This window comes from Pararhizobium sp. P1_E7, assembly GCF_056405855.1.
On record NZ_JBFUBH010000004.1, the window covers coordinates 1 to 25,640 of the forward strand.

General features: G+C 61.4%; 28 protein-coding genes. 8 read left to right on the plus strand and 20 right to left on the minus strand.

What is annotated here, in order from left to right:
* The 3 genes from AC1D17_RS05975 to AC1D17_RS05985 form a co-directional block, all read right to left on the minus strand.
* Positions 1–437 (minus strand): LLM class flavin-dependent oxidoreductase (locus AC1D17_RS05975; RefSeq protein ID WP_477564506.1); only part of this gene is annotated, 437 nt, incomplete at its 3' end.
* A gap of 124 nt (positions 438–561) precedes the next feature.
* Complete coding sequence (locus AC1D17_RS05980; protein WP_477564507.1) at positions 562–1,017, minus strand: cyclic nucleotide-binding domain-containing protein; 456 nt, start codon at positions 1,015–1,017, stop codon at positions 562–564.
* 51 nt (positions 1,018–1,068) lie between these two features.
* Positions 1,069–1,752, minus strand: a complete 684-nt coding sequence (locus tag AC1D17_RS05985; protein ID WP_264219740.1) for a response regulator transcription factor — start codon at positions 1,750–1,752, stop codon at positions 1,069–1,071.
* 246 nt (positions 1,753–1,998) lie between these two features.
* Here AC1D17_RS05985 and AC1D17_RS05990 point away from each other — a divergent pair, with 246 nt between their 5' ends.
* Positions 1,999–2,550 carry a L,D-transpeptidase family protein gene (locus AC1D17_RS05990; RefSeq protein ID WP_477564508.1) on the plus strand — a complete coding sequence of 184 codons (552 nt, stop codon included), beginning with the start codon at positions 1,999–2,001 and terminating at the stop codon, positions 2,548–2,550.
* A 12-nt stretch (positions 2,551–2,562) separates the two neighbouring features.
* Here AC1D17_RS05990 and AC1D17_RS05995 read toward each other — a convergent pair whose 3' ends face one another.
* The 5 genes from AC1D17_RS05995 to AC1D17_RS06015 form a co-directional block, all read right to left on the minus strand.
* Positions 2,563–3,075, minus strand: a complete 513-nt coding sequence (locus tag AC1D17_RS05995; protein WP_477564509.1) for a SixA phosphatase family protein — start codon at positions 3,073–3,075, stop codon at positions 2,563–2,565.
* A gap of 110 nt (positions 3,076–3,185) precedes the next feature.
* A complete protein-coding gene (locus tag AC1D17_RS06000) occupies positions 3,186–3,998 on the minus strand; it encodes a class I SAM-dependent methyltransferase (RefSeq protein WP_477564510.1) in 813 nt (270 codons plus the stop codon).
* 140 nt (positions 3,999–4,138) lie between these two features.
* Positions 4,139–5,548 carry a 3-isopropylmalate dehydratase large subunit gene (gene leuC, locus AC1D17_RS06005; RefSeq protein ID WP_264219743.1) on the minus strand — a complete coding sequence of 470 codons (1,410 nt, stop codon included), beginning with the start codon at positions 5,546–5,548 and terminating at the stop codon, positions 4,139–4,141.
* 318 nt (positions 5,549–5,866) lie between these two features.
* Positions 5,867–6,688 (minus strand): amino acid ABC transporter permease, encoded by an 822-nt coding sequence (locus AC1D17_RS06010; protein WP_477564511.1) that lies wholly within the window; start codon positions 6,686–6,688, stop codon positions 5,867–5,869.
* 10 nt (positions 6,689–6,698) lie between these two features.
* Complete coding sequence (locus tag AC1D17_RS06015) at positions 6,699–7,496, minus strand: transporter substrate-binding domain-containing protein (RefSeq protein WP_477564512.1); 798 nt, start codon at positions 7,494–7,496, stop codon at positions 6,699–6,701.
* A 219-nt stretch (positions 7,497–7,715) separates the two neighbouring features.
* Here AC1D17_RS06015 and AC1D17_RS06020 point away from each other — a divergent pair, with 219 nt between their 5' ends.
* Complete coding sequence (locus tag AC1D17_RS06020) at positions 7,716–8,300, plus strand: hypothetical protein (RefSeq protein ID WP_477564513.1); 585 nt, start codon at positions 7,716–7,718, stop codon at positions 8,298–8,300.
* Here the strand turns inward: AC1D17_RS06020 and AC1D17_RS06025 are convergent, their stop codons facing one another.
* Positions 8,301–9,125, minus strand: coding sequence for a class I SAM-dependent methyltransferase (locus AC1D17_RS06025; RefSeq protein ID WP_477564514.1), 825 nt, complete (start codon positions 9,123–9,125; stop codon positions 8,301–8,303). It abuts the gene before it with no gap.
* Positions 9,126–9,216: 91 nt separating this feature from the next.
* The gene (rplS, locus tag AC1D17_RS06030) at positions 9,217–9,759 is read right to left on the minus strand and encodes a 50S ribosomal protein L19 (RefSeq protein WP_264219747.1); all 543 of its coding nucleotides are present in this window, start codon (positions 9,757–9,759) and stop codon (positions 9,217–9,219) included.
* Positions 9,760–10,166: 407 nt separating this feature from the next.
* Here rplS and AC1D17_RS06035 point away from each other — a divergent pair, with 407 nt between their 5' ends.
* Complete coding sequence (locus AC1D17_RS06035; RefSeq protein WP_477564515.1) at positions 10,167–10,913, plus strand: sulfite exporter TauE/SafE family protein; 747 nt, start codon at positions 10,167–10,169, stop codon at positions 10,911–10,913.
* 104 nt (positions 10,914–11,017) lie between these two features.
* On the opposite strand, the gene AC1D17_RS06040 is transcribed toward AC1D17_RS06035, so the two are convergent.
* Positions 11,018–11,467: a MarR family winged helix-turn-helix transcriptional regulator gene (locus AC1D17_RS06040; RefSeq protein ID WP_477564516.1), complete on the minus strand. Its 450-nt coding sequence runs from the start codon at positions 11,465–11,467 to the stop codon at positions 11,018–11,020.
* Positions 11,468–11,620: 153 nt separating this feature from the next.
* On the opposite strand from AC1D17_RS06040, the gene AC1D17_RS06045 reads away from it, so the two are divergent.
* The gene (locus AC1D17_RS06045; protein ID WP_477564517.1) at positions 11,621–12,385 is read left to right on the plus strand and encodes an alpha/beta fold hydrolase; all 765 of its coding nucleotides are present in this window, start codon (positions 11,621–11,623) and stop codon (positions 12,383–12,385) included.
* Between the two features lie 202 nt (positions 12,386–12,587).
* On the opposite strand, the gene AC1D17_RS06050 is transcribed toward AC1D17_RS06045, so the two are convergent.
* The 7 genes from AC1D17_RS06050 to AC1D17_RS06080 form a co-directional block, all read right to left on the minus strand.
* Complete coding sequence (locus AC1D17_RS06050; RefSeq protein ID WP_477564518.1) at positions 12,588–14,360, minus strand: adenylate/guanylate cyclase domain-containing protein; 1,773 nt, start codon at positions 14,358–14,360, stop codon at positions 12,588–12,590.
* A 124-nt stretch (positions 14,361–14,484) separates the two neighbouring features.
* Complete coding sequence (gene trmD / locus AC1D17_RS06055; protein WP_477564519.1) at positions 14,485–15,165, minus strand: tRNA (guanosine(37)-N1)-methyltransferase TrmD; 681 nt, start codon at positions 15,163–15,165, stop codon at positions 14,485–14,487.
* A gap of 3 nt (positions 15,166–15,168) precedes the next feature.
* Entirely contained in the window at positions 15,169–15,732 is a 564-nt protein-coding gene (gene rimM, locus AC1D17_RS06060) for a ribosome maturation factor RimM (RefSeq protein ID WP_477564520.1), read from the minus strand.
* A gap of 151 nt (positions 15,733–15,883) precedes the next feature.
* The gene (gene rpsP, locus AC1D17_RS06065) at positions 15,884–16,246 is read right to left on the minus strand and encodes a 30S ribosomal protein S16 (RefSeq protein ID WP_477564521.1); all 363 of its coding nucleotides are present in this window, start codon (positions 16,244–16,246) and stop codon (positions 15,884–15,886) included.
* A 63-nt stretch (positions 16,247–16,309) separates the two neighbouring features.
* Complete coding sequence (locus AC1D17_RS06070; protein WP_264219755.1) at positions 16,310–16,612, minus strand: chorismate mutase; 303 nt, start codon at positions 16,610–16,612, stop codon at positions 16,310–16,312.
* 13 nt (positions 16,613–16,625) lie between these two features.
* Positions 16,626–18,203, minus strand: a complete 1,578-nt coding sequence (gene ffh / locus AC1D17_RS06075) for a signal recognition particle protein (protein ID WP_477564522.1) — start codon at positions 18,201–18,203, stop codon at positions 16,626–16,628.
* Positions 18,204–18,523: 320 nt separating this feature from the next.
* Complete coding sequence (locus tag AC1D17_RS06080; protein ID WP_477564523.1) at positions 18,524–18,853, minus strand: nuclear transport factor 2 family protein; 330 nt, start codon at positions 18,851–18,853, stop codon at positions 18,524–18,526.
* A gap of 159 nt (positions 18,854–19,012) precedes the next feature.
* Here AC1D17_RS06080 and AC1D17_RS06085 point away from each other — a divergent pair, with 159 nt between their 5' ends.
* A complete protein-coding gene (locus tag AC1D17_RS06085; RefSeq protein ID WP_477564524.1) occupies positions 19,013–20,014 on the plus strand; it encodes an MBL fold metallo-hydrolase in 1,002 nt (333 codons plus the stop codon).
* 19 nt (positions 20,015–20,033) lie between these two features.
* Here AC1D17_RS06085 and AC1D17_RS06090 read toward each other — a convergent pair whose 3' ends face one another.
* Positions 20,034–20,477, minus strand: a complete 444-nt coding sequence (locus AC1D17_RS06090; RefSeq protein ID WP_477564525.1) for a hypothetical protein — start codon at positions 20,475–20,477, stop codon at positions 20,034–20,036.
* Between the two features lie 79 nt (positions 20,478–20,556).
* Positions 20,557–20,973: a GFA family protein gene (locus AC1D17_RS06095; protein WP_477564526.1), complete on the minus strand. Its 417-nt coding sequence runs from the start codon at positions 20,971–20,973 to the stop codon at positions 20,557–20,559.
* A gap of 639 nt (positions 20,974–21,612) precedes the next feature.
* Between AC1D17_RS06095 and dapF the strand changes: the two genes are divergently transcribed.
* From dapF to ftsY, 3 genes are read left to right on the plus strand one after another with little or no spacing between them, the layout of a single operon-like run.
* Positions 21,613–22,524, plus strand: coding sequence for a diaminopimelate epimerase (gene dapF / locus AC1D17_RS06100; RefSeq protein WP_477564527.1), 912 nt, complete (start codon positions 21,613–21,615; stop codon positions 22,522–22,524).
* Positions 22,521–23,786: a tRNA (N(6)-L-threonylcarbamoyladenosine(37)-C(2))-methylthiotransferase MtaB gene (gene mtaB, locus AC1D17_RS06105; RefSeq protein ID WP_477564528.1), complete on the plus strand. Its 1,266-nt coding sequence runs from the start codon at positions 22,521–22,523 to the stop codon at positions 23,784–23,786. The genes dapF and mtaB overlap by 4 nt, the downstream gene beginning before the upstream one ends.
* Positions 23,787–23,810: 24 nt before the next feature.
* Entirely contained in the window at positions 23,811–25,454 is a 1,644-nt protein-coding gene (gene ftsY, locus AC1D17_RS06110) for a signal recognition particle-docking protein FtsY (protein WP_477564529.1), read from the plus strand.
* The last annotated feature ends 186 nt before the right edge of the window (positions 25,455–25,640 follow it).

Consider the following 25,640-nt stretch of genomic DNA (forward strand, 5'->3'; position numbering starts at 1 on the left):
TTACGGCCCATATCCGCATTACGGCCCATATCCGCATCGCTCAAGCCCTCCTGCGGCGCATATCCGAAATGGCGCCAGCCATCGATCACCTGTTCGGGCGAGCCGCGGCTGATGCCGAGCTGCAGGCGGCCGTTCGATATCAGGTCGGCGCTGCCGGCATCCTCGGCCATGTAGAGCGGGTTCTCGTAGCGCATGTCGATCACCGCCGTACCGATCTCGATCCTTTTGGTCCTGGCGCCGACGGCGGCCAGGAGAGGGAAAGGCGAGGCGAGCTGCCGGGCAAAATGATGGACGCGGAAATAGGCACCGTCGGCGCCGAGCTCCTCGGCGGCCACCGCCAGATCGATCGACTGCAGCAGCGTGTCTCCCGCCGAGCGGGTCTGCGATTGCGGCGAAGGGGTCCAATGCCCGAAGGAAAGGAAGCCGATTTTCTTCATGATGTTGCTACCCTGCTGATGACGATCTGTTGCTGCATAGATGGGAACGGAACGCAACGCAGGGAAGAGCGCGGACCGGCCGCAGAGCCCGCAACATCGAAACACATTGTCTCTTGGAAGGAAACTATCCGAATTTCGGCGCCAGCCTCTGCATGGCGCTGATCATCGCCTGCAGGTTTGCCTTGATCCGGCCTTCAACGACGACGGCGACTTCCGGATACTCCTCCAGCATGCGGCGGAAGAGCGGCCGGTTGATCCGGATGACTTCGCTGTCTTCCTCGGCCGTCGCGGTAAACTTGCGTTCGACGAAGGAGATCATCGCCAGTTCCGAGAGAAGCGTCCCGCGCCCGACGGTATCCACCACCTCGACGCTGCCGTCGACAAGGCCACGGGTCAGGCTGAACGAGCCGCTGGCAATGGCAAACGCGCAATCGGCCGGCGCGCCCTCTCGAAACAGCTGCTGGCCCCTGTTGAGCCGCCGCCGCTCGGCCCCGAATGCGATCAGCCGCAGCTTGTCGTCATCGATATCCGCAAACAGCGGCACGAGGGACAGAAGGGCGATATCGTCAGTCAGCGACAAAGGGATACCTCAAAGCGGGCATGACGCCGGATGGCATCGCGCCCCATGTCGTTAGGGAACTATCTTGTAGCCACCATTCTCTGTCACCAAAATCTCCGCATTGGAAGGGTCGCGTTCGATTTTCTGGCGCAGCCGGTAGACATGGGTCTCGAGCGTGTGGGTGGTCACACCGGAATTGTAACCCCAGACCTCTTCCAGAAGCACGTCGCGGGTGACCACCTTCTGGTCGGCGCGATAGAGATAGCGGATGATGGCGGCTTCCTTTTCGGTGAGCCGGATTTTCTGGCCGTTTTCCAGCGTCAAAAGCTTCTGGCCCGGCTTGAAGGTATAGGGACCGACGGTGAAGGTGGCGTCCTCGCTCTGTTCATGCTGGCGCAGCTGCGCCCGGATGCGGGCGAGAAGCACCGCGAAACGGAACGGCTTGGTGACATAGTCGTTGGCGCCGGCCTCAAGACCGAGGATCGTATCCGAATCGGTATCGTGGCCGGTCAGCATGATGATCGGCGGCTTGAAGCCGCCCTTGCGCAACAGCTTGACCGCCTCGCGGCCATCCATGTCGGGCAGGCCCACATCCATCACCAGAAGGGCGATCTGCTGGTTGCGGGCGGTATGGATGCCCTTGGCAGCCGTCGCTTCCTGAAGAATGGTGAATTCCTCATAGAGGGCAAGCTGTTCCACCAGCGTTTCACGCAGGTCGTTATCATCATCGACGAGAAGAATGGTGCGGGCCGACATGGTGTTCCCTCCTTGCTTCCGGTTTGAAACCACAGCGCCGCGCGTCATTCATGACGCGCAAAGGTCGCTGTAGCACTTTAAATCTGCTGCATAATTTTTCCTTAAACCGGAACCGATTTAAGGAATTATGCCGTGGCTCGGTCAATGCTTTTGGCAAGCAACGGAAGCCTTCACCCGTTTGTTACATATTGTGTAGTGCTATGGTTATGTTTCAGATCACGGACAACGCAAAAAACTGTGAGTAAAATGCGACTGACCCCCCGCAAATCCGCAAATCCGGCCAACATCATCACCGTCAGGCCGAAGCCCGGACACCGCACCAAAGCGCTCGTCACGTTTGCAGGACGCACCGAAGAGGCCGCCATCGGCCGTGGCGGCACCACCGCGCGCAAACGCGAGGGCGACGGCGCCACCCCGATTGCAGCCATGCGCCTGATCGGCGGCTACATCCGCCACGACCGCGTCACCCAGCCGCCAACGGCGCTGCCGCTCCGCTTCACCCCGAAAGATCTGCTGTGGTGCGACGAACCGCGCCACGCCCTCTACAATCGCCCCGTCCGCTCCCCGTTCACACCGAGCCACGAAAAGATGCGCCGCGACGACGGCCTCTACGACATCTGCCTGGTCATGGACTGGAACCTGCGCAGCCGGAAGCGGTATGGCGGCTCGGCGATCTTTTTTCACCTCGCCAAGCCCGGCTACACACCGACAGAGGGCTGCGTGGCAGTCAGCCTGCCGGCAATGAAAAGACTGCTGCGGTTCATGCGGCGGGGGACTGTGGTGAGGGTGATGCGATGAGGGCGGAGGGAATCAAGCCGGTCTGGGCGTGACGAACCGTTCGAGGTAGCCGCTTTTCGGCTCGATATCGGCCCAGGTCGCGACCGCCAAATCGATGACGGCGAGCCCTGCGGTCGGAAATTTGGCGCTGAGCCGCGCCATGGCGTCTGCCTCCCCATCGCCGCAGAGCAGCCCTGCCGTTTCCTCCATTTCCGGATTGTGGCCGACGAGAACGATTGTTTTCGCTTCGCCCCCCGCAGCGCGGATCGCGTCCAACAGCCGGCCGGGCGTGCTGTCGTAGAGGGACGCGACCTCACGCTCGGGGATAGCTGAGGAAAAGGCCCCGCGCGCCCGCGCCCAGGTTTCGCGCGTGCGCTTGGCCGGAGAAACAAGCGCGAGATCGGGAATGAGGCCCTCGCGCGCCATCAAAGCGCCCATGAACAGCGCGTCCTTGCGGCCACGCTCCGCAAGCGGCCGGTCGCGATCGGCGACGCCCTCAGGACGGGCGGACTTCGCGTGGCGAAGCAGCAGCAGGCGGCAGGTCATGTGGGCAATTTCCTTCCTGCAGTGGTTGCAGCAGCGCTTGGCGTCACTTTCGTTGTGGCGAACCGGATTGTAGAGCCCTTTTGTCCGGCGCCCGCAAAGTCCCTCACCAATTAGGGCAGTGCCGTCAGGATATGAGCGCGGATAGAGCCTTCGATGGCTCCGTCACCGAACCGCCGCCTCAAGGCTTGGGCGACAGTTTCGGTCACCTCCCGCAATTTTCCGGGAGCCCTCGCCTCGATCTCGGCTGCGAGCGGGTTGCCCTGACAATAGGCCGTCGCCGCATCAAGTGCGGACCCGGCACGGCTGACGCGCTCAATCGTCTCGGTCTGCACCGACGAGAAACCGGCCGCCCGCACATCCGCCGTGATCGCCGAAAGGTCGTGATATCCGTGCGGCGTCCGCTCCATGAAGCGTGGCGGATCGTCCGGAAACATATCCGCCAGCGCTCGCGTGACAGTCGTGACGAACGCGTTGTTCTCGATGGCATCCCAGACATTGAACAAATAGCGCCCGGTGGGCTTCAGAACGCGCCGGGCTTCGCGGTAGCCGGTGATCTTGTCGGGAAAAAACATCACGCCGAACTGACAACAGACGACGTCGAAAACGTGGTTTGCGAAAGGCAGCGCCAGCCCGTCCGCCTGCTTCCAGGTGACACGGTCGTCCGCACTTTGTTTGGCTATCGCCATGTCGAGCATCGGCTGGTTGAGATCCGTTGCGGTGATCCGCGCTTCGGCGCCGAGCCGGGACGCCATGGCGCGGGTCAACACGCCCGTGCCGGCGGCGATCTCGAGCACGGCGCGCGGCGCAGACATCGCAATGCGCTCCACCATCTCCCGCGCATAGGGTTCAAAGAGCATCGGCACGAAAAGTTTCTCGTAGATCGCCGGCATGCCGCCGACAAAGATCTTGTCCGTACCGGTCATGTGAAACTCCCAAATCGCGAGGCCGCGAGTTGAATATACACGCCCAAACAAAAAGGCGGAAGCACCGCTTCCGCCTTAGCTGGATCTGAGATCCGGTCGAAGGACACCCCGAGCCTAAGCCACGAGGTGCAGCTTAAAGTCTACTTCCAATCGCGGATATCGACGAAATGGCCCGATACCGCTGCTGCAGCTGCCATGGCTGGCGAGACCAGATGGGTGCGGCCCTTGAAGCCCTGGCGGCCTTCGAAGTTGCGGTTGGAGGTCGAGGCGCAACGTTCACCCGGCTTCAGGCGGTCGTCGTTCATCGCCAGGCACATCGAGCAGCCCGGCTCGCGCCAGTCGAAGCCCGCCGCCTTGAAGATCACGTCGAGGCCTTCGGCTTCGGCCTGTTCCTTGACGAGGCCGGAGCCCGGAACGATCATTGCCGAAACCGTCGGGGCAACCGTCTTGCCTTCGACGACCTTGGCGACTTCACGCAGGTCCTCGATGCGGCCGTTGGTGCAGGAGCCGATGAAGACCCGGTCGATATTGATATCGGTGATCTTCGTGCCCGGCTTCAGGCCCATATAGTCGAGCGCGCGCCACTTGGAGCTGCGCTTATTCTCGTCCTGGATTTCGTCCGGATTGGGAACGATGCCCTGAACGGAAATGACGTCTTCGGGCGACGAACCCCAGGATACGATTGGCGGCAGGTCGGCGGCGTTGAGGACGACGACGCGGTCATAATGCGCGCCTTCGTCGGTCTGCAGCGTCTTCCAGTAGGCGATTGCCTGTTCCAGCTCTTCGCCCTTCGGCGCGCGCGGCTTGCCCTTGATATATTCGAAGGTCTTTTCATCCGGCGCGATCAGGCCGGCGCGGGCGCCGCCTTCGATCGTCATGTTGCAGACGGTCATGCGGCCTTCCATCGACAGCGCGCGGATGGCTTCGCCGGCAAACTCGATAACATGGCCGGTGCCGCCGGCCGTGCCGATTTCGCCGATGATGGCAAGGATGATGTCCTTGGCAGTGACGTGATCGGGCAGAACGCCGTCGACCCGCACCAGCATGTTCTTGGCCTTCTTCTGGATCAGCGTCTGGGTGGCGAGCACATGCTCGACCTCGGACGTGCCGATACCGTGCGCAAGCGCGCCGAAAGCACCGTGCGTCGAGGTGTGGCTGTCGCCGCAGACGATGGTCATGCCCGGCAGGGTAAAGCCCTGCTCAGGACCGACGATATGGACGATGCCCTGGCGCTTGTCGCTGGCCGAATAATATTCGACACCGAAATCGGCAGCGTTCTGGGCCAGCGCTTCCACCTGGATACGGCTTTCCTCGTTCTTGATGCCGAGATGGCGATCGGGCGAAGTCGGCACGTTGTGATCGACGACGGCAAGGGTCTTTTGCGGAGCCCGGACCTGACGGTTCGTCATGCGAAGGCCTTCGAACGCCTGCGGGCTCGTCACTTCGTGAACGAGATGGCGGTCGATGTAGAGAAGACAGGTTCCGTCGTCCTGCTGATCGACCAGATGGTCGTCCCAGATTTTATCGTAGAGAGTACGCGGTGCGCTCATGGCTGTGCATCCATTGTAGAGAAGAAGGTCAGGAAAAAGTCCGGCAAAAAGGCGCCAGTGGCCCGGTCGGGATCAGCTCCCGACGATCAGATAAGTCGGCTGCTGAGGGCGCCGGAAACGCACGCAAAAAACCGTGCCGGCAGACGCTTGTGGTCCTGCAGCACGACGATTTTCTGCTCGAAACATCCGAATTTGGATTCCATGGGCGGGGATATATCAATTTTTTGACGGTTCGGCAATTGTCGAGATCGAGCAGGTGGAATGGTGGCGTTCCGCGACCTCCCCCTTCTCCCCGGCGTTGAGGAGAGGAACAAGCATTCAGTTCGTTTCCCTCTGCCCCCGCCGCAGTCTCTGCTCGAGCCGCCTCAAGCCCAGAGACAGCCCGACGGTCAGGATCAGATAGATATACGCCACGATCGAATAGGTCTCGAAAAACCGGAACGAGCCGGAGGCGTAAATCTTGCCCGCCTGGGTGATATCGGCGACGCCGAGCACCGAGACCAGGGAACTATCCTTCACCATCGCCACGAAATCGTTGCCGAGCGGCGGCAGGATGACGCGGATCGCCTGCGGAAAGACGACGAGCCGGAAGCGCTGGGCGCGCGACAGGCCGAGCGCCTTGGCCGCCTCGATCTGCCCCTTGTCGACGGAAAGGATGCCGGCGCGAAACACCTCGGCGATGAAGGCGGAATAGCCGATCGAGAGCGCAATGATCGCCCGCCACATCAAGGACAGGTCGCGCACCACCATCGGCTCCATAACGTCAGCCGAAATCAGCGGCGACAGGAGGAAATTGATCAGCACCACCAGCCCCGGGGCGCCGGCAAAGGCGATGTAGAACAACAGAACCAGGATCGGAATGCCTCGGATCACCTCGGTGTAGAACCGGGCGATCTGGCGCAGCGCTACGCGATCCGACAGCGCCATCAGCGCAATGCCAAGCCCCAGGGCGGTGGCGAAGAAAAAGCCGGTCAGCGTGACGAAAATGGTGATGCCGATACCGGCCGAAACGATGGTGAAGACCTGGCGGTAAACACCGTTGGAGATGATCACCGCAGCCAGCGCCACGGCGGTCACGGCAAGGGCGACCAGCCACCAGGGATAGTCGCCCTTCTGGGAATTGTCGTGCGCAGGCGTCATCGGCTGGCGATCATTCGCCCATCTTGTAATCGACGAACCATTTCTGGTTCAGCTTGTCGAGCGTGCCATCCGCCTTCAGCACGGCAATGGCAGCATTGACCGGGGCGACCAGATCCGAGCCCTTCTTGAAGATGAAGCCGAAATCCTCGGTGCCGAGCGGCCCGCCGACCACCTTCAGGCCACCGGCCGACGCATCGACATACCCCTTCGCGGCAACGCTGTCGGTCAGGACGACGTCGACATCGCCAGCCTTGAGCGCCTGTACCGTCGCACCGAATGTCTCGAACAGTTTTACACGCGGGTTCTGCTCGTTGCCGTCGAGCATTTCGTAGACGGCGGTGTAGAACGGCGAAGTTCCTGGCTGGGCGCCGACCAGCCCGTCGGCAAAGGCACCAAACGTCTTGGCGTCGGTGAAGCGGCTCTCGTCGCTGCGCACCAGCATGAACTGCTGAGAGCGCATGTAGGGGTCGGAGAAATCCACCTTGGCCTTGCGCTCGTCCTTGATGGTGATGCCGGTCATGCCGATATCGTACTGGCCGTCGGAAACGGACTGGATCATCGCATCCCAGGATGTGTTCTGGATTTCCAGCTTGAGGTTCAGCCGCTTGGCGATTTCCTCCATCGCGTCATATTCCCAGCCGATCGCCTTGCCGCTCTTCGGATCGACGAACTGCAGCGGCGGATAGGCATTCTCGGTGACGACCACGACCGTGCGTCCGGCCAGATTCGGCAGATCGGCGGCGGCAGCGCTGAAAGGGGCAAGAACAAGGGCGGTCAGGCCGGCGAGAATGGTGCGGCGGGAAAACATCGGTGGCTCCTGAATTGTGGCGACCGGAACCTGTCACAGAAGCGAAGGCGCTGGCAAGGGCGACCACGGCCGCTGCGGCGCAAATTCAGGAAAGACGACACTTTGCAGGAGGTTTTTCAGCAAAATAGTTTCAGCTTCCATCTCCGTTTAAATCTGGAGTAATTTCATACGGTGATGAAACGACAAAAATGACATATGAGTCGCACGCGGGAAGTGTAAATGCAGGTCTACGTCTTCTTGATCAACCGCCTCTATCTCCCTTTTTTTCTTATCGCGATAACGCCCTTAGCATCCTATATGCTGGGCTTCGTGTTTCCTGTTTCCGCGATACCGTCCTCGGTGAGAGCCCTTCTGTTCGCAAGGCTCGATTGCGATATAGCATTCATCGAAACGCATCTGGCTATTGAACCAATGCTTTATGCGACGGCGTATTTTTCGGGAATGGTAGCGCTGCTCCTTTCAATCCCCTTGACCTTCGCCTTGCTATTTGTTCCCTGGAGCGCGTTTTCCGGAACGAAAGTTCATGACCAACCGGTGCCCTCCCATGCAAACCTGAGGATCTTGCTCCTCCTCGTCATAGCAATCGCAATTTTCGTGTCCTTATCGATATTGCCAGAAAGCTCGGCAACGGCACCGAATTGTTCATGGTTCAAGGAGCTTGCGACCGCAAAGCAAGCGGAACGACAGTTTTTTAAAACGCTGGGACTGATCGGTTTCTTGCAGGCTTCACTTTATATGTGGTTTTGGATGGGTATCATGTTGTGCAGAAAAATAGGCGCCGATCGCGTTGCGGGACATAGCTGATCACCCCGCCTTCGTCGCCCCGATCGAAAACGACAGCGGAATGCGCGGCAGGCCCGGCGCCTGCTCGAACTGGTCCTCGCCGGTTTCGATCATGCCCGGATAATGGCGCCAGGTCAGGATTTCGTGCTCGTTGAGGAAATCGAGCCTCATCCCGGCCTTCACCAGCGCGTTGACGGTATGGCTGAGCGGGTGCAGCCATTCGTACATGCGCTGGTGGGTCAGCGGCCGTTGGTCACCGGTATAGGTATGGGTTTCCTCAAACAAGAGCGGCACATCGACGGGCGTGCGCCAGCCATGGGTGAGCGACAGGCGGCCGTCCCCGGCGCCTTCGTATTGATACATCTGCGGATGCCCGTCGAGCAGGTAGAGCCGGCCGCCGGGACGCAGCAGGCTGGCAACGACCCCGGCCCACTTAAAAATATCCGGCAGCCAGTGAATGGCGCCCCAGGTGACGAAGACGATGTCATAGGTGCGATGATTGAGAGCAACTGCCGCATCATAGACCGAGGCCTCGACAAAGGCCGCCTCGGTTCCGGCTCTGGCCGCGAAATCCCGTGCTGCGGCGATGGCGACAGGCGAGAAATCGAGCCCGGTCACCGAGCGCGCACCCAGATGCTTGAGGCTCAGCGTATCCAACCCGATATGGCATTGCAGGTGGACGATATCCTTGTCTGCGATATCGCCGATTTCGCCGGCCTCCAGCGCATGCAGCGACGAGCCGCCGGCAAGCACGCGACCGATCCGGTAGCTGCCTGTCGTGTCGGTAGCGTGCAGCGCCGCCCGGTCGTCCCAGTTCAACCGGTTGGTCTTGAGATAGTCGTCCATTCCTGCCTCCCCCCGAAGAATTCTTGCCCCAAAGAAAAAGGCGGCCCGAAGACCGCCTTGCTCACGTTCAATAATCCCGAAGGATTGAAACTTATTCTGCTGCCGGCTCGGCTGCTGCTGCAGCGGCTGCTTCTTCAGCGGCCTTGGCTGCTGCGGCTTCGGCTGCTGCCTTTTCGGCGGCCAGAGCCTGTGCTGCTGCGACCTTTTCAGCTTCCAGACGTGCCTTTTCTTCGGCAACGGCGGCGCGCTCGGCGTCGTTCAGCTTGCGGGCGCGAACGCCGGTGTCTTCAACGATACGAGCCGACTTGCCGCGACGATCGCGCAGGTAGTAGAGCTTGGCGCGACGGACCTTACCGCGGCGAACGATCTCGACGCCTTCGACCATCGGCGAATAGACCGGGAATACGCGCTCGACGCCTTCGCCGTAGGAAATCTTGCGGACCGTGAAGCTTTCGTTGATGCCACCGCCGGAACGGGCAATGCAAACGCCTTCATAGGCCTGGATACGGGTACGGGTGCCTTCCGTGACGCGAACGTTGACGCGGACGGTGTCGCCTGCCGAAAATTCCGGAAGCGTGCGCTTGGCGGCAATCTTGGCGGCCTGTTCGGCTTCCAGCTGCTGGATAATGTTCATGGGTCTAACCTTCTCAAGTTCTTCTGCAACAGCCAGAGCGCTCGATGGAACCTGTTGGACCTGGCCTCGGATGAGGCGCCTCAAGGTTTTGCTTCTCGGAAAGAAACAGGAGCGAATTCACCATTCTTTGTTTTCGGCTGACGGGATTTTTCCCGAACCGGTCGGGCGAATACATCAAAGCGCAGCGTTTGTCATCCCCAGAGGGCAAAAATTCTCCCTGCCGCAAGCCTGCACAGGTTGATTTCCGCGTCTTGCAGCCGGTTGACCTGCAGGCTACTGCATAATTCCTTCAATCGGAATCGATTCAAGGAAGAATTATGCAGCAGATTTAAAGTGCTACAGCGAGCCTTTGCGCGTCCTCAATGACGCCAGCGCTGTGGACCGGATTCTACCGCTGGAGGAGCGTCATGTCCATATCCACTGCCATCATGCTGTTTGTCGCAGGTTTCCTGTCGGGCGCCGTCAATGCGGTCGCCGGGGGCGGGACCTTCCTGACCTTCGGCGCCATGACGCTGGCCGGCCTGCCGCCGATCGTCGCCAACGCCACCTCCTCCATCGTCCAGTTCCCGGGCTACGTCACCTCGGCACTTGCCTATCGCAGAGAAATCCGGGCGGATCGCCGCGAGGCGGCGATGCTCGCCATCCTCTCCATCGTCGGTGGACTGGCCGGCGCGTTGATCCTTCTCTCCTTGTCGAACCCTTCCTTCCGCGCGATGGTTCCCTGGCTGCTGATCGCCGCCACCGCGATCTTCGCGCTCGGACCGCTGTTTCGTCCAAACCCGTCGGAGAGCGGTACGCCCGTCGGTCCGCTCGGGCTCATCGGCCAGTTCGTTACCGCCGTCTATGGCGGTTTCTTCGGCGCCGGCATGGGCATCATGATGCTTGCGGTGCTCGGCCTTTCCACCGGCGGCGACTATCACCGCGTCAATGCGCTGAAGAATTTCCTCGCCATGGTCATCGCCGCCGTCGCCATCGTCGTCTTTGCCGGCGGCAATGTCGTCGGCTGGCTCCATGCCGCCTTCATGATCCCCGGCGGCGCACTCGGCGGCTATGCCGGCGTCTGGCTTGCCCGTCGCGTACCGCAGGCGCTGATCCGCAGCCTGGTCGTCGCGGTCGGCCTGTTGCTGGCGGTCTATTATTTCGTCACGGGCTAGAGAGAAGGCAGGCCCGATCAGGCCGGTTTCACCCTCAACCCTTTGATCAAGCTGCCAAACCCCTGCACCGGCTCACTGCCGTATGAAAGCCCTCCACCGGAAGATCAGCGCTCATTGCCCGTGCGGACCAGACCGTCCCTCAGCGATTGAACCTTCTCGTTCAGATCGATCATCTGGGGGATGGTAAATCCGGAGCGGCGCAGCAGCGCATCGGTGAGACATCCGGTCTTGGGCTGCAGCTCGCTACCCTTCGGGGTCAGGAACACCTCGACAAGACGCTCGTCCGCCGTGCTTCGCCGCCGCGACAGGAAGCCGGCGGCCTCGAGCCGCTTCACCGCCGGCGTAATCGTGCTCGGTTCGAGCCCGAGCCGGTCGGCAATGGCGGATATGCTCAAACCATCGCGTTCCCAAAGGGCGCTGAGCGCGAGGTACTGGGTATAGGTCACACCGAGATCGTCGAGCATCGGCTTGTAGGCGCGGTTGATCGCAATCGCGGCGGAATAGATCGAAAAGCACAATTGGCTGTCAAGCGGCAGGGTCGGGGCGTCRGTCACATCTGGTCTCCAAAATTTTCTGTAAGCGTTTTCAGCACATTATCACAAAAATCATTATTGCGATAATTAAAATATGGACAAACAGAAAGCGAAGTCGTACAAGATAATTATCGCGATAATCATTATCGCGATATAAACAAAGGAGTTACGCACATGCTCAAGAATGCCCTGCTTGCCGCCGCCGCCTCCGTCGTTCTGGCCGCCACCGGCACCACCATCGCCTCGGCACAGGATAACGCTGCCGTCAAGAACATCGTCCTCGTCCACGGCGGCTTCGTCGATGGCGCCGGCTGGAAGGGCGTCTACGATATCCTGAAGAAGGACGGCTACAATGTCAGCATCGTCCAGAACCCCACCACCTCGCTTGCCGATGACGTTGCCGTCACCAGGCGCGCCATCGACCAGCTGGACGGCCCGGTGGTGCTCGTCGGTCATTCCTATGGTGGCGTTGTCATCAGTGAAGCCGGCACCAATGAGAAGGTCAAGTCGGTCGTCTATATCGCCGCTTTTGCGCCCGACAAGGGCGAGTCGGTCTCCTCGCTGATCGCCAATCCGCCGGAAGGTGCATCGGTTCCGCCGATCCTGCCCCCGGTCGATGGTTTCCTGTTCCTCGACAAGACGAAATTCGCCGCAGCCTTCGCCGCTGACGTCGAACCCGAAACTGCCGCCTTCATGGCCGACTCCCAGGTTCCGTGGGGCGTGGAAGCCCTGACCGGTGCCGTGACCGAACCGGCCTGGAAGGTAAAACCGAGCTTCTACCTGGTCGCGTCTGACGACCACATGATCCCTCCGGCCGCACAGCGGCTGATGGCAAAGCGCGCCGGCGCCACCGTGACGGAAGTCCAAGGCAGCCACGCGATCTATGTATCAAACCCGAAGGCTGTCGCCGACCTGATCGAGCAGGCAGCAACACACTGAGCGGCGCATTCCAAATTTTCGTAGAGGACAATGGCTGGGGGATGGCCCGTCCCCCAGCCAAAATGCTTGACATGCCGAGTGCCGAAAACCGGCCGCAGTCACGGTTGGTGCGCTATAAAACAACGAAATCGGTCATCGCGCCCGCTTGAAGCATTCTGGCATTTCAGCGAAAGGCGTCATCGATCGCTTCGAGCCGAAGACGTCAGAATGTCAGTCCCGCCTTGCGGAGTCCTTCAACGCGGCGTTCAAAGTCCTCGGGGTTCCGGAAAGGGAGGACGCGGCGGCGGCGTTCGACGGAGAAGTCGGGATTTATTTCAAGCGCGCGCTTCCAGGCCTGTTCGCTCTCCTTCGGCTGGCCGAGGTGGCCATAACACGACGCAAGCAGTGCATAGGCAGTCTCCGATTGAGGGTTTCGTGCGAGCCGCTGCTCAATTGCGGCGATCGTTTGGGCGTACTCGCCAAGGGAAAAGCGCGCATCGGCGAGAAATTGCAGCAGGACCTCTGGGTAGAGCGGGTCCAGCCGCATCGAAACATCAAGCGTCTCAAGGGCGGCTGCCGGATCTCCGGAGAATATCTGAACGTGCGCCTTGGCCATCAGCAGTTCCACGGAGTTGGGCGATAGCGCGAGGCCACGTTGAACTTCCGTCCACGCACGGTCGAGCGCTCGCGCCCACATGCAGGCCACGCCGAGCGCGAAATGACCGTTGGGATGGTTTTCATCCATTCTCACCGCCTGCTCTGCGAGTTCCAGCCCCATCTGCAGCGAATGCTCAGGATCAGCACTCCAGGCGTTGACGTAGTCGAGCACATGGGTGAAGGCGACGAGTGCGTGGGCCGCGACATATCCCGGATCGAGAGCGATGGCGGCGGTTGCGAGCTTGCGCCCCTCGGCATTTCCGATCCGGGTGTGCACATAGGCGCGCTCCCGGCCCCGCAGCAACAATTCATACGCCTCGACATTGACCGCGCGTGCCCGCGCCAACTGCTCCTGGTCGCCGATCGTAAGCTTGAGCTTGAGCGCGGCAACGATCTCTTGTGTGAGTTCGTCCTGAACCGCGAAAATGTCGGTGAGGTCGCGATCGAAACGACTGGCCCACACGTGCCCGCCGCTGCTTGCGTCGATCAGTTGCGCGGTCACCCGGACCCGGTTGCCCGCCTTGCGTACACTTCCCTCAAGCACATAGCGAACGCCAAGCGCTCTGGCCACCTCAGGCACGGACACCGCCCCCTTCTTGTAGACAAAGGACGAGTTGCGAGCGATTACGTGCAGTTCGGACAGCCTTGAGAGATCCGTAATGATGTCTTCGCTTATGCCGTCGGAGAAATATTCCTGTTCCGCATCTCCGCTCATGTTGTTGAACGCAAGCACGGCGATGGAGGGCTTGTCAGGAACGGCAAGCGGCGGCGAAGCGCGTGCCTCTGCCGGCATTGCCGGGGTCGCCCGTGGATCGAGGCCGACCTGAAGCGAATAGACCCGGATCGGCTCTGCAATGTTCTTCAGCTGAGTTGCGCCCAGATCTGTCGATGGGAAATCAAGCCTTGCTTTTACCTGCCGGTAGGCGTCTTCCGAAATACAGATCGAACCCGGCTTGGCGATACCTTCCAGTCGCGCGGCGATGTTGACGCCATCTCCCATGAGGTCGCCGTCGCTCTCCTCGACAACGTCACCCAGATGAATACCGATGCGGAACTCTATGCGGCGATCCTCCGGGACGCCGGCATTGCGTTCGATCATCGCGCTCTGAACCTCGATCGCGCACCGAACGGCATCAACGACGCTGCGGAACTCGATGAGGCTTCCATCGCCGGTGCGCTTGACGACACGGCCATTGTACACGGCGATCGTCGGGTCGATCAGATCACTGCGCAAGGCCCGCAATCGCGCCAGGATGCGATCCTCGTCGCAACCAGCGAGGCGGCTGTAGCCAACCACATCCGCAACCAGGATCGCCGCAATTTTCCTTGTCTCGTTCATGCGCCAGCTMCTCGTCGCTCAAATTAGCACAGAGTGGCTGTCAACGCTTCCCAATCTCGATTTGGTGGTAGCTGTTCCCGAGAAGCGCGCAAACATGAGCGGCTTTGGGATAACCGGCAGGGGCCTATTTCCGCAGCAGATCCGGGCGCCGTTCCGCCGTCAGCCGGCGCGCCTCCGCCTCGCGCCACTTGGCGATATCGCCGTGATGGCCGGACGTCAGCACTGCAGGAATCTCCTGCCCTTCGAATACTTGCGGCCGCGTATAGTGCGGATGCTCCAGAAGCCCGCCTTCGAAACTTTCATGCACACCGGAGAGATCGTTGCCCATCACGCCGGGCAGGATGCGCACGATGGCGTCGAGCAGGATCAGCGCCGCCGGTTCGCCGCCCGACAGGATGTAGTCGCCGATCGAAACCTCTTCGAGATTGCGCCCGTCGATCACCCTCTGGTCGACCCCTTCGAACCGCCCGCAGACGATGATGGCGCCGGGACCGCTGGCGAGTTCCCGCACCCGTTCCTGCGTCAACGGTTTGCCGCGCGGGCTCATCAAAAGCCGGGGCCGGTCGTCGCCATCCGAGGCGTGATCGATGGCTTTTGCCAGAATATCGGCCCGAAGCACCATGCCCGCGCCGCCACCGGCCGGCGTGTCGTCGACGGTGCGGTGTTTGTCTTCGGCAAAGTCACGGATCTGAAGGGTATCAAGTGACCACTGGCCACGCTCCAGCGCCTTGCCGGACAAGGAATGACCGAGATGCCCCGGAAACATGTCCGGGTAGAGCGTCAGGATGGTGGCGCGGAAGGGCAAGATTTACTTCGCCTTCGGCTTGAATTGCTTGGTTGGATCCTCGTCCTTGTCGTCGGTGAGACCGGCTGCGAGCGCATCGACCAGCATGGTCCCGGCTTCAAGGTCGATTTCCAGGACCGACCATTCGGTAAAGGGGATCAGGACCGGCCGCTTGCCGGGGCCCTTCAGCTCCAGAAGATCGCCCGCGCCAAAATCGAACACGCCGGTGACTGTGCCATAGCTCTTACCGTCGGCATCCAGCGCTTCGAGGCCCTCGAGATCGGCATAGAAGAACTCGTCCTCGTCGAGATCGTCATCCGGCAGGTTGTCGCGCTCGACATAGAGTTCCAACCCGTTCAGCGCTTCGGCAGCGTTGCGATCGTTGACGCCGCGAAACCGCACGACGACGACATTCTTCGCCTCGCGCACTTCCAGCACCTCGAACGAACGGCCGTCCTCGGAATGAAGGTGGCCATAATCGCCGATCGCGGTCGGCTCCTCGGCAAACGACTTGACGCGCACTTCGCCGCGCAAGCCCTGAGCGCCGCCGATCGTTCCCATCAGCACAGGATTTTTGAGTTTGCTCATTGCCGGGTCACTCTCCAGATTATGCCACTCGCATAAACGAAAACGGGCGGCATGAAAACGCCGCCCGCTTCAAAAATAGGCTATCGCCAGGCTTATACCAAGGATCGCCGATAGGGACCCATAGGATGGTTCCTACCGGCGATCCTTGGTATTATTCGGCAGCAGCGGCAGCTGCGTCTTCAGCCTTCTGCTTGGCTTCGGCGATGCGCTCGACAGCCTTCTTGCCCGGCAGGCCCTTGGTCGGGTTGTTGCGGGTTTCGCGGGTTGCAACGCCGGCTTCGTTGAGGAAGCGCAGAACGCGGTCGGTCGGCAGCGCGCCGTTCGACAGCCAATGCTGGATGCGCTCGATGTTCAGCTCAACGCGCTTTGCGTCGTCCTTCTTGAGCATCGGGTTCCACGAACCGACCTTTTCCAGGAAACGGCCGTCGCGCGGCGAACGCACGTCAGCGATAACGATCTGGTAGAACGGGCGCTTCTTGGAACCACCGCGGGCGAGACGAATTTTCAGTGCCATGTCATGTACTCCTTGAGATATTCAACCGCCTGCGGCGGCCTTTTTGTGTATTTTTAAAGCTGTTCAATCCTTGAGATCGGCAGCGATTGCTTCATGATGCCGGATGACTTCGTGGATGATGAAGTTCAGGAACTTCTCCGCGAAATCCGGATCCAGATTGGCATCCCGCGCCAGGTGGCGAAGGCGTTCGATCTGGTATTCCTCGCGCGCCGGGTCCGCCGGCGGCAAATTGTATTTGGCCTTCAGCACGCCCACTGCCTTGGTGCAGCGAAACCGTTCGGCCAGCATGTGCACGAGCGCCGCGTCGATATTGTCGATCGATTGGCGATAGCTCGAGAGTTCCTGTTTGACTGCCGGATCAATCATACCTGTCCAGTCCTCACTTCTTCTTGGGCAAGCCGGGAAGCCCCGGGAAACCGCCACCAAGACCGGGCAGCTTCAAGCCGCTACCGCCCAAACCGGGCAGGCCGCCTCCGCCCATGCCGGGCATGCCGCCCTTGCCGAGGCCCGCGGCCTCCGCCTGCTTCTGCAGGGCTTCGAGCTGCTTGGGGTCCATCTTCGACAGGTCGGGCATGCCGCCCATACCGCCGCCCATGCCGCCAAGGCCCATCTTGCCGGCCAGGCCGCCCATCATCTGCTTCATCATGCCGCCCTTGCCCTTGCCGCCCATCATTTTCATCATGTCGGCCATGGAACGGTGCATTTTCAGAAGCTTGTTGATTTCGGCCGCATCCGTGCCGGAACCGGCAGCGATGCGCTTCTTGCGGGAGTGCTTGAGCAGATCCGGATTGGCGCGCTCCGCCTTGGTCATCGAGGAGATGATGGCGAGCTGGCGGCCGAACATTTTGTCATCGAGACCGGCGGCGGCCATCTTGTCCTTCATGCCGGACATGCCGGGCATAAGCCCCATGATGCCGCCCATGCCGCCCATCTTCTGCATCTGGCCGAGCTGGTCGGCGAGATCGTTGAGATCGAACTTGCCGGTCTTCATCTTGGCGGCCATCGCCGCTGCCTTCTCGGCATCGATGTTTTCGGCAGCCTTCTCGACCAGCGAGACGATGTCGCCCATGCCGAGGATACGGTCGGCGACACGGCGCGGGTGGAACTCTTCCAGCTCCGACATCTTTTCGCCGACGCCGATCAGCTTGATCGGCTTGCCGGTGACCGCACGCATCGAAAGGGCTGCACCGCCGCGGCCATCGCCGTCCATGCGGGTCAGAACAAGGCCGGTGATGCCGACGCGCTCGTCGAAATTGCGGGCGAGATTGACGGCATCCTGACCGGTCAGCGCATCGGCGACCAGAAGGATTTCGTGCGGGTTCGAGCGGCGCTTGATTTCGGCCATCTCGAGCATCAGCGGCTCGTCGATATGGGTACGGCCTGCGGTGTCGAGGATGACGATGTCATGGCCGCCGAGCTTGGCAGCCTGCACGGCGCGCGCGGCGATATCGGTCGGCGACTGGCCGGCAATGATCGGCAGCGTATCGACGCTCGTCTGGGCGCCGAGCTGGCGCAACTGCTCCTGCGCTGCCGGACGGCGCGTGTCGAGCGACGCCATCAGGACCTTCTTCTTGTCCCTCGACTTCAAACGAAGGGCGATCTTGCCCGTCGTCGTCGTCTTGCCCGAACCCTGCAGACCGACCATCATGATGACGACTGGTGCCGGCGCGTTGAGATCGATCGGCACGCCTTCCGAACCCAGCATGTTGATAAGTTCGTCATGGACGATCTTGACGACCATCTGGCCGGGCTTGATCGACTTCAGGATTTCGGCGCCGACGGCCTTTTCGCGCACCTTGTCGGTAAACGACCGCACGACTTCGAGCGCGACGTCGGCTTCCAGGAGCGCACGGCGAACCTCGCGCAGGGCAGCCGCTACATCGGCTTCCGACAGCGCGCCACGGCCGGTCAATCCATTCAGGATTGACCCAAGGCGGTCCTGGAGACTTTCAAACATCGCTTCATCCTTGTCGTTTCGAGCGCTTGTTTGCGCATGGACCTTTCTTTCTTGGCTTCGCCTCGAAAGGGACATGCGCGGACGTCCGAAACGTTGTGCTTTTCCTTGACGAAAACAAGACGCAAAGCCAAAAAGCACCCGAGGGCGCAACGCGCTGTCGGGTGTTGACCTCCGGGATCGCTTTATACCTTTGACGGGTCCCGGTCGGTGGCTACAAGTCTTCGTTCTTGTCGCAGATTGCGGGCGGTAAACACGATATGGGCGGGAAAGTCAAGGCGAGGCGGCAATTTCACCGCTCCGCCCGCCCATCCGCAGGCCTTTCAGGCATCGCGGCCGAAATAGACGTCCACGGAAGCGATGCGGTCGCCATGGAACCGGATGACCTCGACGTTGCGAAATGCGCTGCCGTCCTGCTTATCGGCCCGGTAGCGCACCAGCGCTTCATTGTCTTCCAGCGAAATGCGTTCGATGTGAATGGCACGGAAGACAGGCGGCTGCGGCCAGCAACGCTCGAAATAGGCCGCCTTGTCGATATGATCGTCGCGAGGACTGGAAAAGGTGAAATCCTCCGTGAGCATGTCGGAGACCTCGTCCTTGCGGTTGGCCAGATAGGCTGCGAAGAGCCCGCGAACGCTTGCTTCCCTGTCCATGTCACCCTCCCATAGCTGACTGTATTTCGGAATTTAGTTATAGCCCAAACACCGTTCCGGCGCCAGAAATCGGCGAGCGATCGCCGGATTGAAGGGGTGAACGCAGACCCCCATGTTAAGGATGCCCATGTTAAGGAGCCAAACAATGAAAGAACCGCAGTGAGCCAGACCAGAAACCCCTATTATACCGGGCCTATCTCCGACCATTTCGACGGCACCGTCTTCTTTAATCCCGAAGGCGAAGCACCGCTCGGCTTTCGCGAGCTGATGCGCTGGCAGTTCGCCGGCGGCCGTGCCCGTTGGCCAAAAGCTGCGGCAAGCCCTTTCCCGCAGGCTTTGCCCGATGATCACGTCGATGGTGACGGCCTGCGCGTCACCATGGTCGGCCATGCCACGCTGCTGATCCAGGTCGCCGGCCTCAATATCCTCACCGACCCTGTCTGGTCGCCGCGCACCAGCCCGTTCTCCTTCGCCGGGCCGAAGCGCGTGGTGGCGCCCGGCATTGCCTTTCACGACCTGCCGCCGATCGATGTCGTGCTCGTCACTCACAATCACTACGACCATCTTGATCTCGCCACCCTGAAGCGGCTGCATGAGGAACACGGCCCCCACATCATCACCCCGCTCGGCAATGATACGATCATCCACCGCGTCCTTCCCGACGCAAAAATTTCCGATATGGACTGGGGCGAGCAGGCCTCCTTCTGGGACGGCGTCACCATCGACTGCGAGCCCTGCCACCACTGGTCGGCGCGCAGCGCCCGCGACCGCCGCATGGCGCTGTGGGCCGCCTTCGTGATCTCGACACCGGCCGGAAAGATCTACCATATCGGCGACACCGGATTTCATGACGGCATCAACTACAAGGCCGCAGCAGAAAAACACGGCGCCTTCCGCCTCGCCAACCTGCCGATCGGCGCCTACGAGCCGCGCTGGTTCATGAAGGCCCAGCACCAGAACCCGCAGGAAGCCGTCGAGGGCATGCAGCTCTGCAACGCTTCCTATGCCGCAGGCCATCATTTCGGCACGGTGCAGCTGACAGACGAGGGGATGGAGGAGCCGGTTCGGACGCTGGAGGTTGCCTTGAAGGATAGGAAAGTGCCGCCGGAGCGATTTCGGGCTTTGCGGGCAGGCGAAGTGTTTGACGTGCCCTTAGCGTAGGACGTACGCGGCTTGCGACCTATTCCCGAGAAGCAAGACACGGATCAAGGACCGCATGCTTCTTGTCTTGAACCTCCAGCGCACCGGCCAAAACCACGTGGTCGCCAACCTTCATGCCATTGTCCGAATAGGTGACGCACATGACGCGAATGCCGGTGTCCGGACAGACCGCGAGATACCAGAGAACGGTGTCGGTGTGGACGAGGGACAATGGTCCGGAAATCCAGAGGTCCACGCGATCGCGCGATGGCTGGAAACCATCCAGTGTCCGTCTGATCGTGTCGCAGGTCGCGACGTCTCGCGGCGTGCCTTCCGGACCAGCAAGGCCCGGCCGCCCCGGATAAGGCTCGTCCTGCGAATAGGCAACGCCACCCGACAGGCTGAGAGCCGCAACAAAGGCAGCGGCCGCTCGCCACCTCCCGGCCGTTCGCCTCTGCACCGGCCGCCATTGTAGATACCCCATCACTGATTCTCCTCCCGGACATCGCCGCACGCGCGTGTCTTAAGAAAGCAAAATGGCGAGATTATTCCGGTCTGAAGACTCACCCCTCAGGAAATTCCCGATACTGCGGCAGATCGTCGGTGATCTCGTGCCACGGCGCCTTTGAGCCGACGAAGATATGCGCCGCCGGCCGGATCGACGGCGCATCCACCAGCGTCCCCATGGGGACATGCGCATAGGCGCCGTCCCGCACCACCGAATAGACCAGCGACCCGCAGGTGCCGCAATGCACGTCATGTGTCTCATCGGGATTGCCGTAGATCAACCTCGCTTCCGCGCCCTTGACGAGCTGAAACCGCTCGCGCCTGATCCCGGCAATCGGCTTGAAGGCCGATCCCGTGGTGCGCCGGCAGTTGGAACAATGGCAGTTCATCGCGTATTCGAAAGTATCCTCGACGGCATATTCGACAGTGCCGCACAGGCACTTACCGATCAGGCGGAGCGGGGTTTCAGGCATCTCAAGTCTCCGAAACGTCATTGGCGACAGTCAAAATGACCGGTGCCCGCCAAGACTGCAACGCCTCGAACCTGCGCCTGCCAGTGCAACCGCCAACATTTTTTCATCCCCGTTCATCCCCGCCCCCAAAACCTGTGCCATCATCATTCCCGTCCTGTCGTCGGCTAGACCGCTAGGCGTAGCGGTGAGACGGGGCCGGTGCCGGGTGAGGGACAGACGTAAGCCTTTGCCCGGTGGATGGTCTCTCGTCTGAAACAGGGCGGGGCGTGCCTGTGAGGCACACATGGGGAGCGGCGACTGGGCTTGCGATCAGCAAATCCTTTCGTGGCGCGGCGGCGAATACCGTCAGCGCCACCCCGACCAACAAGGGTGCCGCCATCCCCGCAGAGAAACCGGAGTTGCCCATCGACCACCACTGAACGGGGCGCTGGAAGGCGCCATATAAACTAACTTAGTCACGGCACTTTCCAGCGCCCCGGCCAAGTCAGTGAATGCAAGCAAACCCACGGCGGATTTTCCGGCCGTGGCTAGAGGCATTGAAGCCGCCGCCACCTCCCCCTCGAGGGCAGGGTAACGCCCCACTGGTAATTTCAACCCATTTCCGCCATATACACCCCGATAAACGATGGAATGAACGTCATGAACCCTACGGTCGACTTTGCGAGGATGAACGGGCTTGGCAACAAGATCCTGGTCGTTGACATGCGCGGCCGCAGGGACAGGGTGACGCCGCAGGCTGCGATCGCGCTCAATGCCGATCCGGCGACGCAATTCGACCAGATCATGGCCATCCATGATCCCAAGGCCGACGGCACCGACGCCTTTATCGACATTCTCAATTCCGATGGCTCGAAGGCGCAGGCCTGCGGCAACGGCACGCGCTGCGTCGTTCAGGCGCTGGCCGCAGAGACTGGCAAGAAGGCCTTCACCTTCCAGACCGTCGCCGGCATCCTGAATGCGCAGGAACATGCGGATGGAACGATTTCCGTCGATATGGGCACGCCGGTTTTCGCGTGGGACAAGATCCCGCTGTCGGAAGAATTCTACGACACCAGCCGCATCGAGCTGCAGATCGGCCCGATCGACGATCCGATCCTGCATTCGCCCTCCGTCATGTCGATGGGCAATCCGCATGCGATCTTCTGGGTCGACCGCGACGTCATGTCGTTCGATCTCGAACGCTTCGGCCCGCTGCTCGAAAAGCACCCGATGTTTCCCGAGCGCGCCAATATCACCCTTGCCCAGGTCACCTCGCCCTCGTCGCTGACCACCCGCACCTGGGAACGCGGCGCCGGCCTGACGCTTGCCTGCGGCTCCGCCGCCTGTTCCGCCGCCGTCTCGGCTGCCCGCACGGGCCGTACCGGCCGCAATGTGACGATCACGGTCGCCAGCGCCACCCCGCCCGGCATCCTCACCATCGAATGGCGCGAGCGCGACGATCATGTCGTCATGACCGGCCCCGCCGAATGGGAATGGTCCGGGGCCGTCGATCCCGCAACCGGCCTCTGGTCGCGTGAGGAAGAGCCGGAAACGGGAAGCGCCGCACTTTGAGCGGCGTCGATGTCATAACCTTCGGCTGCCGTCTCAACACCTATGAATCCGAAGTGATGCGGGCTGAGGCCGAGAAGGCGGGGCTGAACAACGCCATCCTGGTCAACACCTGCGCCGTCACCGGCGAGGCCGTGCGCCAGGCCCGCCAGGCGATCCGCCGTGCCCGCCGCGAAAACCCGCATGCCCGCATCATCGTCACCGGCTGTGCCGCCCAAACGGAAAAGCAGACCTTTGCCGGCATGGCGGAAGTCGATGCCGTGCTCGGCAACGAAGAAAAGCTGAAAAGCGCCTCCTACCGGTCATTGCCGGATTTCGGCGTTTCGGCCGAAGAAAAACTGCGCGTCAACGACATCATGAGCGTGCGCGAGACGGCGCCGCAGATGGTCAAGCTGATCGAGGGCCATGTCCGCGCCTTCATCCAGGTGCAGAACGGCTGCGACCACCGCTGCACCTTCTGCATCATCCCCTATGGCCGCGGCAATTCCCGCTCGGTGCCGATGGGCGCCGTCGTCGATCAGGCGCGAAAACTGGCCGGTAGCGGTTACCGCGAGATCGTGCTCACCGGCGTCGATGCGACCAGCTACGGCAGCGATCTGCCCGGCACGCCGACGCTCGGGTTGCTCGCCAAGACGCTCCTGAAGCAAGTCCCGGAAATCCTGCGCCTGCGCCTCTCCTCCATCGATAGCATCGAGGCGGACCGTCACCTGATCGACCTGATCGCCGGCGAACCGCGCTTCATGCCGCACCTGCACCTGTCGCTGCAGCATGGAGACGACATGATCCTGAAGCGGATGAAGCGCCGCCATTCCCGCGCCGATGCCTTGGCGTTCATTAAGGATGTGCGCCGCCTGCGGCCGGAAACAAGTTTTGGCGCCGATATGATCGCCGGCTTTCCGACCGAGACCGAAGAGATGTTTGCAAATGCGATGAGGCTTGCCGAAGAGGCCAATATCGCCCATCTGCACGTCTTTCCCTATTCGCCGCGTGAGGGAACGCCCGCCGCCCGGATGCCGCAGCTCGACCGTGCGCTGGTGAAGGAACGGGCCGCCCGGCTGCGTGCCACTGGACTTCAGCTGCATCAGGCCCATCTTGACAGCATGATCGGAACGCAGCAAAGCCTGCTCGTCGAGAACAATGGCTTGGCGCATACGGAAAATTTCACGCTTGTCGCCGTCCCCGGGCTTAAGCCGCGCGCTATCGTGCAGGCTGTCATCACCGGCCACAACGGCAAGCATCTCGACATGCAATTGACGGCCGCTTGAGCGGCCTGAGTTTACGGAATTCAAATGGCGCTCAGCTTTCTGAAAAAGGTCTTCACCTTCGGCAAGGACAAGCCGGCGGAAGCCGAGCCTGCCGGCACGCCGGCAGCCGACGCCGTGATGGATCAGGCGGAATCGACGTTCAGCCCCGAGGAAACCCGGACGATCGAAGCCGGGCTGGAGCCGCAATCCGGCACCGAGGATTTGCCGGTCGCTGACGATGCTGTCCTGCCCGAAGAAATGGACACTGCCGGGGAGCCGTCTGCTGATACCCTCGATGCACCTGAGACCGAGGATGAGACGGTTACCTCCGCCGAAGAAGTGGACGTTACACCGGCAATTCTCCCTGCTGTCGAAGAGATCGGCGATATCGGCCTGATCCCGCTGTCGCTGCTCGAGGCGGAAGCCGAAGCGACTGAGATCGAGGAAAGCTCGACACCCCCCTCTGTCCAGGAGCCTGTCCTCGGGCTTGCCGAAGGCAAGACCCGGGGAGGACATCTCCCCCACAAGGGGGGAGATCAGACGGAGCCTTACGCTCCTTCACCGCAAACTACTGCAATTGATGAACCGCAGGACATTTCCGCGAGTCCAATCTCCCCCCCTGTGGGGGAGATGTCGGCGCAGCCGACAGAGGGGGGTGACGAACTCTCGGCAAATGCGGACGTTGAAGAAGCGCCCGCAGCCCCCACCCTCCCCAAGGGCTTCGCCACCGGCCGCATCACCGAGCCTGCCCCGGAAGCGCCAAAGCAGAAACTCACCTGGTTCCAGCGCCTGCGCCAGGGTCTTGCCCGCACGTCGTCGCAGCTGACCGGCCAGATCACCGCCCTCTTCACCAAGCGCAAGCTCGACGACGAGACGCTGCAGGACCTCGAAGATCTGTTGATCCAGGCCGATCTCGGCGTCGAAACGGCGCTGCGCGTCACCGATACGCTGGCCTCCGAACGCTACGGCAAGGACGTGACCGGCGAAGACGTCTCCCGCATCATGGCCGCCGAAATCACCAAGGTGCTTTCGCCGGTTGCCAAGCCGCTGCAACTCGATCTGTCCCACAAGCCGCATGTCATTCTCGTGGTTGGCGTCAACGGCACCGGCAAGACCACCACCATCGGCAAGCTGGCGGCCAAGCTGTCCGGCGCCGGCCTCAAGGTCATGCTCGCCGCCGGCGACACATTCCGGGCCGCAGCCATCGAACAGCTGAAAATCTGGGCCGAGCGCACCAAGTCCGACATCGTCTCCTCGAAACTCGGCGCCGACGCCGCAGGCCTTGCCTATGAGGCATTCGAACAGGCGCGGCTGAAGAAAAGCGACGTGCTGATCATCGATACCGCCGGCCGCCTGCAGAACCGCACGGAACTGATGGCGGAGCTGGAAAAGATCGTCCGCGTGCTCGGCAAGCTCGATCCCGATGCGCCGCATACGGTGCTGCAGACGCTCGATGCCACGACCGGCCAGAACGCATTGAACCAGGTGGAAATCTTCCGCAATGTCGCTGGCGTCAACGGCCTGATCATGACCAAGCTCGACGGCACGGCACGCGGCGGCATCCTCGTCGCCATTTCCGCCAAGCACAAGCTCCCCGTCTATTTCATCGGCGTCGGCGAAGGCGTGGACGATCTCGAACCGTTCGAGGCGAAGGACTTCGCCGAAGCCATTGCCGGAATTCCCCATTGACCCGGATATCATTTTGCCTTTTTGCTGATGTTATAGGACGACCCAGAACGCCGTCGTCTCGGGCCTGACCCGAGAATCCAGACGCAGGAATGCCGGGCTGCGCCGCGGATAGATCGGGTCAAGCCCGAGGATGACGACAAGAAAAACGACCCCCGCATACCGGGCAAGCAATACTATCGCTCCATC